The sequence below is a fragment of the Nocardioides sp. T5 genome (assembly GCF_048161455.1).
In the GTDB taxonomy this organism is placed as follows: Bacteria; Actinomycetota; Actinomycetes; order Propionibacteriales; family Nocardioidaceae; genus Nocardioides.
On sequence record NZ_CP182415.1, the window covers coordinates 3,226,837 to 3,242,237 of the forward strand.

The 15,401-nt window shown below is 72.3% G+C and carries 15 protein-coding genes; 11 read left to right on the forward strand and 4 right to left on the reverse strand.

The genetic code is table 11. The features are described from left to right. Positions 1 to 32 precede the first annotated feature (32 nt). Both ACNKF0_RS15705 and ACNKF0_RS15710 read left to right on the forward strand, forming a co-directional pair. Positions 33 to 1,805: a hypothetical protein gene (locus ACNKF0_RS15705; RefSeq protein ID WP_416953587.1), complete on the forward strand. Its 1,773-nt coding sequence runs from the start codon at positions 33 to 35 to the stop codon at positions 1,803 to 1,805. Beyond that, positions 1,795 to 3,015: a glycosyltransferase gene (locus tag ACNKF0_RS15710; RefSeq protein ID WP_416953589.1), complete on the forward strand. Its 1,221-nt coding sequence runs from the start codon at positions 1,795 to 1,797 to the stop codon at positions 3,013 to 3,015. Before ACNKF0_RS15705 ends, ACNKF0_RS15710 begins: the two co-directional genes overlap by 11 nt. Here the strand turns inward: ACNKF0_RS15710 and ACNKF0_RS15715 are convergent. Continuing rightward, positions 2,970 to 3,689 carry a TIGR03936 family radical SAM-associated protein gene (locus tag ACNKF0_RS15715; protein WP_416953591.1) on the reverse strand — a complete coding sequence of 240 codons (720 nt, stop codon included), beginning with the start codon at positions 3,687 to 3,689 and terminating at the stop codon, positions 2,970 to 2,972. The genes ACNKF0_RS15710 and ACNKF0_RS15715 overlap by 46 nt on opposite strands. Before the next feature lie 12 nt (positions 3,690 to 3,701). Beyond that, the gene (locus ACNKF0_RS15720) at positions 3,702 to 5,591 is read right to left on the reverse strand and encodes a hypothetical protein (protein ID WP_416953593.1); all 1,890 of its coding nucleotides are present in this window, start codon (positions 5,589 to 5,591) and stop codon (positions 3,702 to 3,704) included. Between the two features lie 117 nt (positions 5,592 to 5,708). Here ACNKF0_RS15720 and ACNKF0_RS15725 point away from each other — a divergent pair, with 117 nt between their 5' ends. From ACNKF0_RS15725 to ACNKF0_RS15735, 3 genes are read left to right on the forward strand one after another with little or no spacing between them, the layout of a single operon-like run. After that, complete coding sequence (locus ACNKF0_RS15725; RefSeq protein WP_416953595.1) at positions 5,709 to 6,515, forward strand: glycosyltransferase family 2 protein; 807 nt, start codon at positions 5,709 to 5,711, stop codon at positions 6,513 to 6,515. Then, positions 6,512 to 6,904 carry a DUF2304 domain-containing protein gene (locus ACNKF0_RS15730; protein WP_416953597.1) on the forward strand — a complete coding sequence of 131 codons (393 nt, stop codon included), beginning with the start codon at positions 6,512 to 6,514 and terminating at the stop codon, positions 6,902 to 6,904. The genes ACNKF0_RS15725 and ACNKF0_RS15730 overlap by 4 nt, the downstream gene beginning before the upstream one ends. Next, positions 6,901 to 7,803, forward strand: coding sequence for a glycosyltransferase family 2 protein (locus ACNKF0_RS15735; protein ID WP_416953599.1), 903 nt, complete (start codon positions 6,901 to 6,903; stop codon positions 7,801 to 7,803). Before ACNKF0_RS15730 ends, ACNKF0_RS15735 begins: the two co-directional genes overlap by 4 nt. A gap of 11 nt (positions 7,804 to 7,814) precedes the next feature. Here the strand turns inward: ACNKF0_RS15735 and ACNKF0_RS15740 are convergent, their stop codons facing one another. Then, the gene (locus ACNKF0_RS15740) at positions 7,815 to 8,915 is read right to left on the reverse strand and encodes a glycosyltransferase family 4 protein (protein ID WP_416953601.1); all 1,101 of its coding nucleotides are present in this window, start codon (positions 8,913 to 8,915) and stop codon (positions 7,815 to 7,817) included. 133 nt (positions 8,916 to 9,048) lie between these two features. Between ACNKF0_RS15740 and ACNKF0_RS15745 the strand changes: the two genes are divergently transcribed. The 6 genes from ACNKF0_RS15745 to ACNKF0_RS15770 all read left to right on the forward strand — a co-directional run bounded on the left by ACNKF0_RS15745 (position 9,049) and on the right by ACNKF0_RS15770 (position 14,066). Beyond that, complete coding sequence (locus ACNKF0_RS15745; protein ID WP_416953603.1) at positions 9,049 to 9,921, forward strand: glycosyltransferase family 2 protein; 873 nt, start codon at positions 9,049 to 9,051, stop codon at positions 9,919 to 9,921. A gap of 76 nt (positions 9,922 to 9,997) precedes the next feature. Next, positions 9,998 to 10,765, forward strand: a complete 768-nt coding sequence (rfbF, locus tag ACNKF0_RS15750; RefSeq protein ID WP_416953605.1) for a glucose-1-phosphate cytidylyltransferase — start codon at positions 9,998 to 10,000, stop codon at positions 10,763 to 10,765. Next, positions 10,762 to 12,006, forward strand: coding sequence for a methyltransferase domain-containing protein (locus tag ACNKF0_RS15755; RefSeq protein WP_416953607.1), 1,245 nt, complete (start codon positions 10,762 to 10,764; stop codon positions 12,004 to 12,006). Before rfbF ends, ACNKF0_RS15755 begins: the two co-directional genes overlap by 4 nt. After that, positions 12,003 to 12,539, forward strand: coding sequence for a dTDP-4-dehydrorhamnose 3,5-epimerase family protein (locus ACNKF0_RS15760; RefSeq protein WP_416953609.1), 537 nt, complete (start codon positions 12,003 to 12,005; stop codon positions 12,537 to 12,539). Before ACNKF0_RS15755 ends, ACNKF0_RS15760 begins: the two co-directional genes overlap by 4 nt. Next, positions 12,521 to 13,303, forward strand: coding sequence for an NAD-dependent epimerase/dehydratase family protein (locus tag ACNKF0_RS15765; RefSeq protein WP_416953611.1), 783 nt, complete (start codon positions 12,521 to 12,523; stop codon positions 13,301 to 13,303). The genes ACNKF0_RS15760 and ACNKF0_RS15765 overlap by 19 nt, the downstream gene beginning before the upstream one ends. Next, positions 13,296 to 14,066: a CmcI family methyltransferase gene (locus ACNKF0_RS15770; RefSeq protein ID WP_416953613.1), complete on the forward strand. Its 771-nt coding sequence runs from the start codon at positions 13,296 to 13,298 to the stop codon at positions 14,064 to 14,066. Before ACNKF0_RS15765 ends, ACNKF0_RS15770 begins: the two co-directional genes overlap by 8 nt. A 6-nt stretch (positions 14,067 to 14,072) precedes the next feature. On the opposite strand, the gene ACNKF0_RS15775 is transcribed toward ACNKF0_RS15770, so the two are convergent. Beyond that, positions 14,073 to 15,383, reverse strand: coding sequence for a hypothetical protein (locus tag ACNKF0_RS15775; protein ID WP_416953615.1), 1,311 nt, complete (start codon positions 15,381 to 15,383; stop codon positions 14,073 to 14,075). Between the last annotated feature and the right edge of the window lie 18 nt (positions 15,384 to 15,401).

Sequence of the window (15,401 nt, forward strand, 5' to 3'; positions counted from 1 at the left end):
CCCGAACTCATCACCCGAAGAGGACGCCCGAGTTGGCCACGACAGAGCGCAAGATCCATCGACGCGAGGTCAGCGACGCCGACCTCGTGCGCGAGTCCGACCTCTTCGACGAGGACTTCTACCTCCAGCACAACCCGAAGCTCCGCGAGCAGGGCAAGGACCCGGTCACGCACTACCTCAAGCGCGGCGGCTTCAACGGCAAGGATCCGTCGGCGGCCTTCTCCTCCCGGTCCTACCTCCAGCGCAACCCGGAGGTGGCGGCCGCGAAGATCAACCCGCTGGTGCACTACCTGCGCATCGGCCGGGCCGAGGGCAGGAGCATGAACCCGCTGGCCGACGACATCGCGCTGATCGTCGAGTCGGGCCTCTTCGACGCCGACTACTACCGGCACTTCCACCCGGACCTGCCCGAGGACGCCGACCTGGTCCGCCACTACCTCCGCTTCGGCGCCCGTCGTGGCGACGACCCGAGCGAGCTGTTCTCCACGACCGGCTACCAGCGGCAGAACGTCGACGTCGCCAAGAGCGGCGCCAACCCGCTACTCCACTACCTGCGCTTCGGACGGCACGAGGGCCGGATCGCGCCGCGCGGTCGGCTGCGCGAGCCCTACTTCGACAGCCTGTTCGCGCAGCAGTGGGCGCAGCTCGCGCCGCTGCCGGTGGCCCACCTCGCGTCGGTGACACCGCGCGTGACGGTGCTGACCGACAGCGTCGGGCCGTCCAGCCTCTTCGGCGGCGTCGGCACCTCGGTGATCCTCGCGATCCTGCTGGCCAACCGCTTCGGCGCCACGCTGCGCATCGCCACCCGCACCGAGGCCCCGGACCCGAGCGTCGTCGCGACCCTCGAGCAGGCGTCCGGCGTCCGGCTCGAGGGGGCGCTGGAGACGGCGTACGTCCCGGTCTCGGGCGAGGCGGAGCTGGCTGTCGCCGACGACGAGATCCTGATGACCACGTCGTGGTGGACGACCCGCGCAGCGCTGGGCAGCACGGTCCCCCGCGAGCAGGTGCTCTACCTCCTGCAGGAGGACGAGCGGATGTTCTACGCGTTCGGCGACGAGCGGCTGATGTGCAGCGAGACGCTCGACGAGCGCGGCTTCACGGTCGTCGTCAACACCCAGCGGCTGCTCGACCACCTCGGGTCGCCCGACAACTACCCGCACCTGGCTGACGAGGCGATCGCGCTCACGCCGGCCTTCCCCGGCGGGCTGCCGCGCGAGGACGCCGACCTGGGCCCGCGGCCCGAGGGCAAGCGGCGGCTCTTCTTCTACTCACGACCGGAGAACGCCCGCAACCTGTTCTGGCGGGGCGGCACCGTCCTCTCCCGCGCCGTCGAGCAGGGCATCCTCGACCCCGACGAGTGGGAGCTGTACCTCGTCGGACGGCGTACGCCCGACCTGACCTTCCCGCGCGACACCAGGCCGCTCGTCGTCGAGGGGCTCAACTGGCTCGACTACCAGGCGCTCGTGCACACGATCGACGCCGCGCTGGTGCTGATGGACACACCCCACCCGTCCTACCCGCCGCTCGACCTCGCGGCCGCAGGCGTCCCCGTGCTGACCAACACCCACGGCACCAAGCAGGACCTGAGCGACTACTCGGCCAACATCCTCACGGCCCCGTCCACCGTCGACGGGCTGCTCGAGGGCATGCAGCGGCTGCTCGAGCTCGCCGACGACCGGGAGCGGCGCACGGCGAACCTGCGGGCCGACGCCATCGAGCGCGACTGGAACACCAGCCTCTCCCCCACCGTCGACGCCCTCGTCGAGCGCTTCGCGGCCGTGATGCGGTCCGGCGATGTTCGCTGACCTCCCCCGTCCCACCGGGCCGATGCCGGTGCTGTGGGACAGCACCGTGACGCAGCGCGTGGGACGGATGCTCGACGGCGACGTACGGGTGGCGTGGTTCTACGGCCAGCCCGACACGAGCACCTTCCGCTACCGCGTGGCCAACGTCGTCGAGGCGGTCAACAGCGACCCGGACGGCGTGGTCGGCGCGGGCTGGTTCAGCGACGACGACATCCCCGCCGTCCTGCCGGTCGTGCCTCAGCTCGACGCGATCGTGCTCGCCCGCCACCGCTACGGCGGCAACGTACGACGCCTCGCCGCGACGGCCGAGCGCGCCGGCGTACCCCTGCTCTTCGACACCGACGACCTCGTCTTCGACACCTCGTACGCGGGCCTCGTCATGGACTCCCTGGGGCGCGACGCGACGGTGAGCCTGGACTGGGACGTGTGGTTCTCCTACATGGGCCGCCTCAACGCCACCCTCGGGTTGTGCGAGGGCGCGTTCACGACCAACCAGACGCTGCGGGCCGAGCTCGCCCGCCACCTGCCCCTCGACAGCGTCCACGTGGTGCCCAACGTGCTCAACCGTGTGCAGCAGGACTACAGCCGCACCCTGCTCGAGGCCAAGGAGTCGACCGGCTACCGCCGCTCGGGCCCTGTGACCGTCGGCTACTTCAGCGGCACGCCGTCACACGTGCGCGACTTCACCGTCGCCGCACCCGCGCTGGCCCGACTGCTCGCCCGCGACCCCGACGTGGACGTCCGGATCGCCGGGTTCCTCGACGACGTGGGCCCGCTGGAGGAGTTCCGCGACCGCATCGAGTTCGTGCCGTTCATGCACTACGTGGAGCTGCAGCACTCGATCGCGGAGGTGGAGGTCAACATCGCCCCCCTCCAGCACAACGCCTTCAACGTCTGCAAGTCCGACCTCAAGTTCTTCGAGGCCGCGGTGGTCGGCACGTGGACCGTGGCGTCGCACACGCCGTCGCTCGACGCCGCCGTCACCGACGGGGTCACCGGACGGCTGGCCCGCGACCACGAGTGGGACGGCGCACTCGCCGAGGCCGTCGACCTCGCCCGCGACACCCGGCGCTACGCCACGACGATGTCGGCCGCCGCCGAGCAGGCCCACACCACGTGGGCGTGGGACTCGGTCGCGGCGTCCGTGCGTCGGGCGCTGGACGCTCAGCTGGCGAAGGGGTCGCCGACCTCGCCGGTCGCCTCGTCGTAGGGACCCTGGTCGAGCCGGGTCAGCAGCGCCGGGCCGGCCGGGACCAGCCCGCCGAGCCGGGTCATCCCCGACAGGATGTCGTCGGCACGCACCGCCGGCTCACCGTGCCGCAGGACCAGCTCGACGGTCGTCGGCGCGCCCTCGGCCGGCTCGACGACCGCGAGCGATGACACGGCCGCGCGGGCGTCGAAGCTGCGCAGACCGCGCTTCGTCATCCGCTCGACGGTGACCTCCGGTGCGGCGAGGAACGCCTCCACCGCGCGCTCGGCGTCGGCACGGGGTACGTCGACCTCGATCCGCCAGCGGCTGGCCTGGAGCCGGTCGGACAGCGAGCCGCCCGGCGACTCGACCACTGCAAGCACGTCGAGCCCCGGCGGCAGCGAGGAGTCGAGCAGCTCCTGCACCTCGGCCGGGACCAGCACCTCCGCGAGCGCCAGCTCGAGGTACTCGGCCTCGCTCGCCGCCCCCGTGGGTGAGGCACCGGCGTAGGAGATGCGCGGGTGCGGGTTGAAGCCGGACGAGTAGGCCATCGGGATGCGCGCGCGGAAGACGGCGCGCTCGAACGCGCGGGAGAAGTCGCGGTGGCTGGTGAACCGCAGCCGGCCGCGCTTGGCGTAGCGGACGCGGAGGCGCTGGACCGGGGGCGGCTGCTGGGGGGGATCCTGTCGGGGCATGGCGGGGTCAGGCTATCGCCCGGCCCGGCCTTCGACGGAGTAGACCCAGCGCGGCTCCCCGCCCCAGTCGAAGCTGCGCTCGGGGCGCAGGCAGTCGAGGTCCAGCTCGCGCTTGGCCACGACCGTCGTCAGCCGGGGAAGCCGCTCCGCGACCACGCAGGGCGAGCCGGCGACGTGGATCACGTCGGGCGTCGGGTTGGTCCACTCGAGCTCCTCGCGGCCCGACCAGGAGAACCAGATGTAGGCCCCGCCGCGGTTCCAGACGTCCTCGTGCTCGCGGCCGGGGTCGAGCCGGCCCCACACGTCGGGGTCGGGTCCGGACATCTGGCGCCCGGAGAAGGCCGGGACGCCGGTGGCCATCATCAGGGCGTCGACGGAGTAGTGGTCCGAGGCCCAGACGCCCCCGTCCGCGCGCGCGACCTCCCCGTCCTGCTCCATCTGCTGGGCGACCTCGGTGCCGCGGAGGTCCCCCAGGCCCACCAGCACCGGGTTGACCTGCCACACCAGCGCGAGCGCGAGCACACCGCCCATGACGTAGCCGGCCACGTGCCGGGGGCGGAAGGTGAGGACGAACACCGTCACGGCCAGCGCGAGCGCCGCCAGCCAGATGCCGCCGACGGTGAGCGCCGGGACCGTCTGCAGCCGCAGCAGCGACCCGGCGTACGCCGCCAGGGCCGCAGTCGTGCCGGCCGCCATCAACGACCAGGACACGGCGCCGCGCCGACGCACCGCGGGCAGCACCGCGCACAGCAGCAGGACACCCAGGTGGCCGAGCACCTGGGTCGACCGCGCGGAAGGCACCTGGTTGAGCAGCGGGATGCTCGAGCCGAACGTCCCGAAGTCGACGGTCGACCAGAGCACCCAGAAACCGGTGATGGTCCCCATCGACACCACGGCCCACCGCTGGCCGGGCACGCGCCACGCGACGCCGCGCGCGAGCAGCAGCACGGCGAGGACCAGGGCGACGGTGTAGCCCGAGGAGATCTCGGACGAGTTGGAGCCGAGCACCTCCACCCCGTCGGCCAGGACACCGAGGTTGGTGGCGCCGAAGAGCGACTGGAGCGCGTTGGCCGATCCCGACACCACCCGCGCACCGGGGTAGACCGTGCCGGTCGTCGCGGTGATCGCGTCCCGGTTCTCGAGGAACACGGCCGCCAGGAGCACGAGCGTCAGCACGCCGACCCCGACGACCGCCGCGACCGTACGACGACGGGCGGGCGACGCGGCGAGCAACGCCGCGACCGTCCCCGCCAGGACCACGGGGACGACCACGACGGCCCACGGCGGGTAGAACAGGGGCGTCCGGACCAGCAGCCACGCGGCGGCGAGCGCCCACGCCACCGCCTGCCACCACCGGCCGGTCTCCGCGTCGCGGGAGGCACGCTGCAGCGCGACGGCACCGGCGAGCGTGAAGCCGATCAGGTTCCCGTGGCTGCTCGACCACCACACGTTGGCCGGCGAGAGCAGGATCAGCGCGGCGGCGAACCACCCGATCGACCGGCTGCCGGTGAGGGTCCGGAACCATGCCGGAGCGGCGAGCAGGAGGAGCAGGGTGCCCAGCCAGTACTTCGCAGCGAAGAGCACGGAGTCGGGCAGCCACGGACCGAGCCGCAGGAGCGACCCGTCGAGGAAGATCACCGACGTGGCCGGACCCGAGGGCAGGCCGTTGAGGAAGGCCTGGGACGCCGTGAGCGGGTTGAGGTCCTCGGCCCGGCCGGTGGCCGTCACCCCGAGGGCGAGGGGGCTCGAGGTGAGGAACTCGTCGGAACGGGTGCTGCGCGCCTCGCCGAGCATCACCCCGGACGGGTCGGTCGGGTCGACCCGCAGCTCGGCGGCGCCGATGGAGGACTGGGTGACCCCGGCGAGGGAGACCAGGACGTAGAGGAGGAGAGGCGCGACCACGTGCCAGGGGACCGACGCCAGCCGGGTCCGACGCGGTGCGCCAACAGTGTCGTGGCCCACCGGGACCTGGCCTCCTGACGACTTGGACTTGGGAGCGGCCGCGATAGTATCGCGGCCATGTCTGGGAGGCGCGTGCTCATCATCGTGCCCGCGTGGAACGAGCAGGACGCCATCGGCGGCACCATCGCCGAGATCCGCGAGTGCGTGCCGGACGCCGACCTCCTCGTCATCGACGACGGGTCGCTCGACCTCACCGCGCAGCGCGCGCAGGCGGCCGGTGCGACGGTCTGCCCGCTGCCGTTCAACCTCGGCGTCGGCGGCGCCATGCGGACCGGATACCGCTACGCGCTCCGCAACGGCTACGACGCCGCCGTGCAGATCGATGCCGACGGGCAGCACGACCCGCGCTACCTCGCCCGGCTGCTCGACGAGCTCGACTCGGCCGACGTGGTGATCGGCGCCCGGTTCGCCACGCCCGACGACCCGTACAAGGTGCGCGGTCCGCGCCGCTGGGCGATGGTGCTCCTCGCGTGGGTGCTGTCCCGCCTGGCCAAGACCCGCCTGACCGACGTCACGTCGGGGTTCCGCGTCTCGAACCGGCGGGCCATCTCCGTCTTCTCGACCCACTACCCCGCCGAGTACCTCGGCGACACCGTCGAGTCCCTGGTCATCGCGGCCCGCGCCGGGTGCACCATCAGGCAGGTCCCGGTCACGATGCGGGCCCGCGTGGCCGGCCGCGCCTCGCACTCCCCCGTCAAGGCAGCGGTCTACCTGTGCCGCGCGATCGTCGCCCTGGTCCTCGCCCTGGTGCGCGACTGGCCTGCCCAGCTGGAGGAGGGCTCGACGGCCGAGGACGTCGAGGGCGGCCTCCCCGAGGGTGTCCACCCGGGGGCCGCTCCCCACCAGCAGGAGGTCCGCCCGTGAGCGGCGTCACGATCCTGGGGCTCGTCGGCTCGGTCATCATCCTGCTGGCGCTCTTCGAGATGATGCGGCGCCACCGGCTCCGGGAGAAGTACGCCCTCATCTGGGCGCTCGTCGCGCTGTCCATCATCACCGTCGCGGCGTTCCCCGTCATCCTCTTCCGCACCTCGCAGGCCATCGGCCTCGAGGTGCCGGCCAACCTGCTGTTCTTCGGGGCGTCGATGGTGATCATGGTGCTGACGCTCCAGCACAGCTCCGAGCTCGGGCGCCTCGAGGAGCGCACCCGCACCCTCGCCGAGGAGATCGCCCTCCTCCGCCTCGAGATCGCCCAGCACCGCGACGCCAGCAGCGTCGTACGCCCCGGCGACACGCCCGACGAGACGCGCGAGTGAGCCCTGAGACCCTGAGCCCGCTGGAGGTCTGGATCCCCTACTGGGGAGACCCCGCGCTGCTCTACGCCACCGTCGAGAGCGTCAAGGCGCAGACCGACCCCGACTGGCTGGTCACCGTCGTCGACGACTGCTACCCCGACGCGAGCGTCGCCGAGCACTTCGCCCGTGAGGCCGATCCGCGCATCCGCTACCAGCGCAACGAGACCAACCTCGGCATCGAGGCCAACTTCCAACGCTGCCTCGACCTCGCCTCGGGCGACGTCATGATGTTCATGGGGTGCGACGACCTCCTCGAGCCCGACTTCGTGGCCCGGGTCCGCACCCTGGCGCAGCAGCACCCGGAGGCCGACATCATCCAGCCCGGGGTCAGGACCGTCGACGACACGGGCAGGCCCTCCACCTCCCTGGCCGACCGGGTCAAGACGCGGCTCAGGCCACGCTCGACCGAGCCGGTCCTCCTCTCGGGAGAGCAGCTGGCGGCGAGCCTGCTGCGCGGCAACTGGCTCTACTGGCCCTCCCTGGTCTTCCGCACCGAACGGGTCCAGCAGTACGCCTTCCGGCGCGACCTGCCCATCATCCTCGATCTCGCGCTGGTGCTCGACATGGTCGCGGACGGCGCTCAGCTGCTGCTGGACCCCGTCGTGACCTTCGCCTACCGACGTCACGCGACCAGCCTGTCCGGGACGGCGCTGGCGGACGGGAGCAGGTTCGCCCAGGACCGGCGCTACTTCGCCGAGGCGGCCGGGCAGATGCGCCGGGCCGGCTGGCCGCGGGCCGCACGAGCCGCAGGGTGGCGCTGGACGTCACGCCTGCACGGTCTGGCCGTGCTGCCCCACGCGGCACGCCTCCGACACCGCGCAGGCGTCGCCCAGGCGCTGCGCCACGTCCTCGGTCGCTGACCGAGAGCCGGTCAGCGGCCCGCCGCGAGGGCACGGTGGAAGACCTCGAGGGTCTCCCTCGCCACGCGCTCCCAGCTGAAGAGGCGGGAGCGCTCCAGGCCGGCGGCCGCCAGGGCGGACAGCTCGTCGGGGCGGGTGGCCGCCAGTCGCAGCGCACCGGCGATCGACTCCAGGTCGAGGGGGTCGAACCACACCGCCGCGTCGCCGCCGACCTCCCTCAGCACGGGCAGGTCGGAGGCGAGCACGGGAAGGCCCTCGACCATCGCCTCGAGGACCGGCAACCCGAAGCCCTCGGCCAGGGTCGGGAAGGCCATCGCCCGGGCGCGGGCCCGCAGGTCGGAGAGCTCGTCGTCGTCGACCCAGCCGCGCAGCTCGACCCAGTCGGCCATCCCGGTCTCGGCGACGACCGGGGCGAGCGGGTCCTCACCGCGTCCGCCGGTGATCACCAGGCGCGGGCGGACGTCCTCCTCGACGAGCGCGAGTGCCCTGATCAGGCGATCCCAGTTCTTGTGGGGACGACGCTGGCCGCTGGCGAGCACGAGGTTCTCGGTGGGACGGTCAACGCCGCCACGGCCCGCGGCCTGCCCGGCGGCCAGCGGCACGACGTGCAGCCGTTCGCGGGGGAACCCGAGGTACTTCACGATCTCCCCGGCCGACACCTCGCTGTCGGTGATCACGTGGGCCGCGTTCGCCGCCCCGCGCCTCTCCATCCACATCACCGGCCGCGTGTAGAGCGGGGTGGTCATCAGCTCGGGATGGCTCCAGTAGAGCATGTCGTGGATGGTGATCACGGTCGGCATCGACGTCCACATCGGTGCCAGCGTCGCCGGCGAGTGGACGAGGTCGGCCTTGCGGCGCTGCGCCACCCAGCTGGAGGCGACGAGCTCGCCGAAGGCCCACACGAAGCGGTTCTCGCCGCTGATGCGCGACGCGATGACCTCGCCGGGGAACCACGAGAGGTCCAGCCGGGCACCCTCGGCGCTGGCGAGGGCGACGAAGTCGAGCCCGGTGTCCATCCGTCCGAGGTGGCTGTAGAGCTCGCGGGTGTAGGTCTCCATCCCGCCCTTGGTGCCCGTGTAGGAGAGCATGTCGACGAGGACGAGGGGGCGCACGGGGGTCCTTCCACCGGAGGCATGGGTGTCCCAGTCTCCACGACCGCCGCGGTGACGTGCCGCCTGGGCCGGCGCTCCTCGGGGCCGGGTCCCCATATGCTGGGCTCGGCCATGCGGACGAGCGAGGGGGACCATGGGCGACAGCGTGTCGATCGCGATACCGGTCTACAACGGCGAGGACTACCTGGGTGAGGCGATCGACTCGGTCGCCGAGCAGACCCGCGCCCCCGACGAGCTCCTCGTCCTCGACAACTGCTCGACCGACCGGACGTGGGAGATCGCGTCCACCCGGGCGGGCGAGCACAACGTCCGGCGCAGCCCGACCAACCTCGGTGCGGTCGCGAACTTCAACCGGGCCGTCGAGGAGGCCTCGGGCGAGTACTTCGCGTGGCTCGGGGCCGACGACCGTCTGGCTCCGCGATTCGTCGAGCGGACCCTCGAGACCCTGCGTGCCCATCCCGGGGCCGCCGCGTGCCTGTCGTCGATCCAGTTCATCGACCCCGACGGCGCACGCCTCGGCGTGCAGCGTGACCCCCACCTGTCCTCGACCGACCCACGGACCCGCCTCCGCTCCTTCCTGAACCGACCTCGCTGGACCGAGGTCTACTGCCTCTACCGCCGCGACATGCTGCTGGCCTCGCCGATGTTCCAGCCGGAGTTCGGCGCCGACGTGCTGCTCACCTGGTGGTTCCTGCTGCGGGCGCCCCTCGTCGTCCTCGACGAGCCGCTCGTGGAGTACCGCACCTACCCCGTGAAGTCCGCGGACGCCGTGGCCGAGTCGCTGAACCCCACCAAGGGCAGGCGCCGTTGGCTGATGACCCACCTGTGGCGGAGCCTGTGGCGCGAGGCCGGCGCGCCCGGTGTGGACCGACGCGTGACCCGCACCGCGCGTCGCGAGCTGGTGCGCAGCCTGTGGCACCGCCAGTGGCTCAAGCACATCGCGTGGGACTTCTACCTCGTCGGGGGCGACCTCGTCCGACGGCGCCGTCGCGGCGCGCGGACCTGAGTGCTCGGCGGAGCAGGAGCCGCATCCTTCGCTAGGGTCGACGCCTGACATCGCTGGACGAGGAGAAGAACTGGTCGTGAAGACTGTGATCCTGGCCGGGGGCCGGGGAACGCGCCTGGCCGAGGAGACCCATGCGATCCCGAAGCCGATGGTCGCCGTCGGGGACCGACCGATCCTGTGGCACATCATGCAGCACTACGCGGCCCACGGTCACACGGACTTCGTGGTGGCCCTGGGCTACAAGGGCTACGTGATCAAGGAGTACTTCGCCAACCAGCTGATGCACGCGTGCGACATGTCGGTCGACCTGTCGAGCGGCTCGGTCGAGTACCTCTCCCGCAGCCAGGTGGACTGGAAGGTCACCCTGATCGACACGGGCGCGGACTCGATGACCGGTGGCCGCATCAAGCGGCTCGCCGGGCTGCTCGACGAGCGCTTCCTGCTGACCTACGGCGACGGCCTCTCCGACGTGCCCATCGACGCCGTCGTGGCCCACCACGAGGCGGTCGGCGCGTCGGCGACGGTCACGGCCGTGCACCCACCTCCGCGGTTCGGGTCGCTGGGCGTGGAGGACGGCATGGTCGCCGACTTCCGCGAGAAGCCGCAGGACTCCCACGACTGGATCAACGGCGGCTACTTCGTGGTCGAGCCGGACGTGCTCGACCTGATCGACGACGACTCCGTGTCGTTCGAGGCGGCTCCCCTCGCACGACTCGCGCAGGAGGGCCGGCTCGGGGCCTACCAGCACGAGGGCTTCTGGATGCCGATGGACACCGTCCGTGAGCGCGACGAGCTCAACAAGATCTGGAATTCGGGGAACGCACCGTGGTGGAACAGGCGATGAGTGACGAGCTGACCGAGCGCGGGTCGCGCACCTGCCGCGGCTGCGCGGCCGACGGCCTGGTGTCCGTCCTCGACCTCGACCGGCAGCCGCTGTCCAACGAGATGGCTCGCTCGCAGGCCGAGCCGAGCCCGACGTTCCCGCTGCACCTGCGCGTCTGCCCGGCCTGCGGGCTGGGCCAGATCGGGGAGTACGTCCTGCCCGAGCGCATCTTCGGCGCCGAGTACCCCTACCTCTCGTCGGTCAGCACGTCGTGGGTGGCCCACGCCGGCGCCTACGCCGACCACATGGTCGACGAGCTGTCGCTGGCTCCCGGTGACCTCGTCATGGAGGTGGCGAGCAACGACGGCTACCTCCTGACCCAGATGAGCGAGCGCGGGATGCGCGTCCTGGGCATCGAGCCCGCCCTCAAGGTCGCCGAGATCGCCCGCAGCCGCGGCGTGGAGACGGTCAACGACTTCTTTGGCCTCGCACTGGCGGAGCAGGTCGCGGCCTCCCACGGCCGGCCGCGCCTGATCGCGGCGAACAACGTGATGGCCCACGTCCCCGACCTCCAGGACTTCCTGCGCGGCCTGAGCCACCTGTGCGACGACGACACAGTCGTGACGGTGGAGAACCCGTCGTTCGTGACCCTCATGCAGGAGACCCAGTTCGACACGATCTACCACGAGCACTTCTCCTACCTCTCCGCCCACGCGGTCGCGGCCGCCACGCGCGGGGTCGACCTCGAGCTCACGCGGGTGGAGAAGCTCACGACGCACGGCGGCTCCAACCGCTACTGGCTCACCCGGACCGGCGTGCACGAGGCACACCCCAGCGTCGCCGCCGTGCTGGAGGAGGAGCGAGCGGCGGGCCTGCTCTCGCCGGAGCTGTGGGACGACTTCGCGCGGCGCAGCCGCTCGGCCATCGACGGCCTGCGCACGTGGCTCGACGAGCGCCGCGCCGGCGGGAGGACGGTCGCAGGCTACGGCGCCGCGGCCAAGGGCAACACGCTGATGAACGCGGCCGGCGTGCGGTCCGACGACCTGGTGGTGGTCGTCGACGGCAGCGAGGCCAAGCAGGGCACCTTCCTCCCGGGCAGCCACGTCCCGGTCGCGGCACCGTCGACGCTCGCAGCGGCGGCGCCCGACGACGTACTGATCCTGCCGTGGAACATCGCTCCCGAGATCAGCGGGCTCGTCGCCGGGCTCGTGCCCGACGCGTCGTGCTGGATCGCCATCCCGGAGATGCGGGAGCTCGGGTGATCGTGGAGCCGCTCGCGCTCCGCGGTGCGGCCCTGCTGCGCGGCGAGCGCCACCGCGACGAGCGGGGGCACCTGCGCAAGGTGCTCGTCGCCGGGGAGGCGCGCGAGCACGGCCTGGACGTCTCGGTGGCCGAGGTCGTTACCACGGCCAACGAGGTCGCCGGGACGATCCGCGGCATGCACTACCAGGTGGCGCCGGCCACGGAGGCCAAGACGCTGTGGGTCACCGACGGTGCCCTGCACGACGTCCTGGTCGACCTGCGGCCCGACGAGCCGACCTACGGCCAGTGGGTGGGCGTCGACCTCGCCGCGAGCGACGACGTGGCACTGCACGTGCCGGCCGGTCTGGCCCACGGCTACCAGACGCTCGAGGACGACACCCGCCTCGTCTACCTGATCAGCGCGAGCCACTCCCCCGGCCACGCGCGCACCCTGCGGTGGGACGACCCGACCGTCGGCATCGCGTGGCCGCTCGAGCCGACCCGCATCTCGGCGAAGGACCGCGAAGGGCACCCGTGGCCTCCCACGCACTGATCACCGGGGCGTCCGGGCTGGTCGGCGGCTGGGTCCTGCACCACTGGGACGACACCTCGACGACGCCGTTGCCGGTGCGCCACGCCGACGTCGACCTGCTCGTGCCCGGCTCGGCGGCCGACCTCGTGGCACGGACGCGGCCGGCCCAGGTCGTGCACCTGGCCTGGTCCGCGAGCGGACGGCCGGACTACCGCACCACCGACGACAACGAGAGATGGGTCGACGCCACCCTCGAGCTGGTCGGTGCGGCCCGTGCCGTGGGCGCCCGCGTGTGGCTCACCGGCACGGCCGTCGACGGCGAGGTCGACGCGACCGACGCCTACACCCGTGCCAAGGTCCGGCTGAGGTCGGCGCTCGCCGCCGCCATCGAGCAGGGCGAGGTGGGCTGGCTGCGTCCCTTCTACGTCTTCGACGAGGTACGACGCCGCCCGGCCGTCGTCGACCTGGCGACCGCCGCCCGCGAGCGCGGCGAGACGCTGCACCTCCGCAGCCCCCACCAGGCGCACGACTTCGTGCACGCCTCCGACGTCGGCCGCGCGGTCGTGGCAGCGGTGGCCCACGACCTCACCGGTGAGCTGCCGATCGGTTCGGGCCGGCTGCACACGGTCGCCGAGCTGGTCGCCCGGCTGGGCGCCAGCTGGTCGGCCGACGAGGACCCGGCCGCACCCGCCCCGGCACACACCGACGAGACTGCTGACATCACCCGCCTGATCCGCACGGGGTGGGCACCCACGAGAACCGAGGAGCTCTTCGACCATGGCTGACAACAGCGACCGCTCGTCGCACGGCGACTACGTCCCCGACGGTGGCGAGTTCGCCGCCCAGCGCGCCTCGTGGCGCGAGTCGCTCGGGGCTGACGGCACGCTGCGCCAGCAGGCCGTCGACCTGCAGGTCGCCGCCGAGCGGCATCACTACACGTATCAGTGGGAGTGGGCCGGAGTGCCGGTCATCCGGATCCCCGACGACGTGATGGTGCTGCAGGAGCTGTTCTGGTCCTACCGGCCCGAGCGGGTGGTCGAGACCGGCGTCGCGCGAGGCGGCAGCATGCTCCTCAACGCCAGCCTGATGCGCATGTGCGACCTCGAGCCGGCGGTGCTCGGCATCGACCACAAGCTCTACCCCCACACCACCACGGCGCTGCGCGAGCACCCGCTGGGTGGTGGCGTCGACCTGCTCGAGGCCGACTCGACGTCGCAGACGGCGGTGGAGGCGGTGCAGCGGTTCATCGACGGGGCCGAGCGCGTCGTCCTCGTCCTCGACAGCAACCACACGCACGACCACGTGCTCGGCGAGCTCGAGGCCCTCGCCCCGCTGCTGCCGACGGGCGGGCTGGTGCTGGTCGCCGACACCCTCGTCGAGGAGTTCCCGGAGGGCCACTACGAGGGGCGCCCGTGGGACCGGGGCAACAACCCGATGACCGCGGTCAACGCCTTCCTCGAGGCGCACGACGACTTCACCCGCGCCGACGAGTGGGGCCGTCGCGCCCTCGTCACCGAGTTCCGCGACGGCATCCTGCGTCGTCGCTGAGCGGGCTCAGGCCTCGGGACCGCGCGGCAGCACCCTCGAGCGCGAGCGCCAACCGTTCCGGCCGAAGGCCCACATGATCGCCAGGGCCGTCATGACCCCCACCAGCGGCGCCACCGTCGCCAGCCACAGGGGGTCACCCGGCAGCAGCAGCACGGCGACGAAGGCCGCCGCGGCGGCCACCCAGGCCCAGGCGATGCGGTCCCACTGACCGAGCGCCCCGAGCGCGGCCTGCTGCACGACGCCCACGAACATGCCGCTGCTCGCGGCAGCGAGGACCGCGAGGTTGGCGACGCCGAGGGTGAAGTCCGGGCCGAGGAAGAGGGACAGCATGAGCTGCCCGCCGGCCGCGAAGACGACGATGAAGGCGACGCCTGCTGCCAGGGTGAGGACCTGCGCCGTGGCCCGGGTCCGCTCGAACCCCACCTGGTCGGCGCGGTCGACGCTGTCGGAGAGGTGGGCGAGCAGCGGGCTCAGCACCGCGGAGAAGAACTGGGTCGGGATCCGGCTCAACGTCACGGCACCGGCGAAGGCGCCGAGGACGTGGGGGCTGACGGCGTCGGTCGAGCGCAGCCACGGCACCGAGCCGTTGTTCGCCAGCAACGGACCCGCGGTGCCGATCAGCAGCAGCACGAGCGGGCGCAGCGGCACGTTCGAGCCGCGGAGCGACGGCACGGCCAGCCACGGCCCGACCAGACGCCCACCGGCGACCAGGCTCAGCACGACGGAGAGGCAGCAGCCCAGCGCCAGCGCGGAGATCGAGTCGTTGCCCGTGGCCGCCAGCACACCGACGATCGCCGCCCGCCCGACCCCGTCCGTGGACAGCTGTGTCGAGATGGCCACCATGTTGCGCCGACCTGTGGCGGCACCGCGCTGCAACGACTGCATGGCCGTGAGGCACATGAAGACCCAGAGCAGGAGCACCGGAGCCAGGGATCCGCTGAACAGCTGGTCGGCCAGCGCCGGCGCCGCGGCCAGGATCACCGCGCCGAGCGCGCCCGCCATGACCATGGCCCGGCCGATGAGCACCCCGGTGACGGTGGCGGGCTCGCGACCGCCGGCGATCTCGAAGATGAGGAGCCTGGCCAGGTAGACCTCGAACACGCCGAAGCTCGTCCCGAGCAGCGTGGCCACCGTCCACCAGACCACGAAGTCGGCGTACTCGGGGCTCGGCATGCTGCGCGCGGCGATGCTCAGCATCGCGATGGTGCCGAGACCCGTGACCGTCAGCCCGATGGCCACGACGACCGTCCCGGTCAGGAGTGTCGTACGCCGCGCCACCCGCGGGACCGATCCCGGTGCAGGGGCCTGGTCCGACACTGGCGGTGTCTCCTTCTG

Bases quoted from the DNA above. Each gene is read 5' to 3' on its own strand.
- ACNKF0_RS15770 (WP_416953613.1), top strand. From the start codon at position 13,296: ATGGCTGACAACAGCGACCGCTCGTCGCACGGCGACTACGTCCCCGAC.
- ACNKF0_RS15745 (WP_416953603.1), top strand. From the start codon at position 9,049: ATGGGCGACAGCGTGTCGATCGCGATACCGGTCTACAACGGCGAGGAC.
- ACNKF0_RS15725 (WP_416953595.1), top strand. From the start codon at position 5,709: ATGTCTGGGAGGCGCGTGCTCATCATCGTGCCCGCGTGGAACGAGCAG.
- ACNKF0_RS15715 (WP_416953591.1), bottom strand. From the start codon at position 3,689: ATGCCCCGACAGGATCCCCCCCAGCAGCCGCCCCCGGTCCAGCGCCTC.
- ACNKF0_RS15755 (WP_416953607.1), top strand. From the start codon at position 10,762: ATGAGTGACGAGCTGACCGAGCGCGGGTCGCGCACCTGCCGCGGCTGC.
- ACNKF0_RS15710 (WP_416953589.1), top strand. From the start codon at position 1,795: ATGTTCGCTGACCTCCCCCGTCCCACCGGGCCGATGCCGGTGCTGTGG.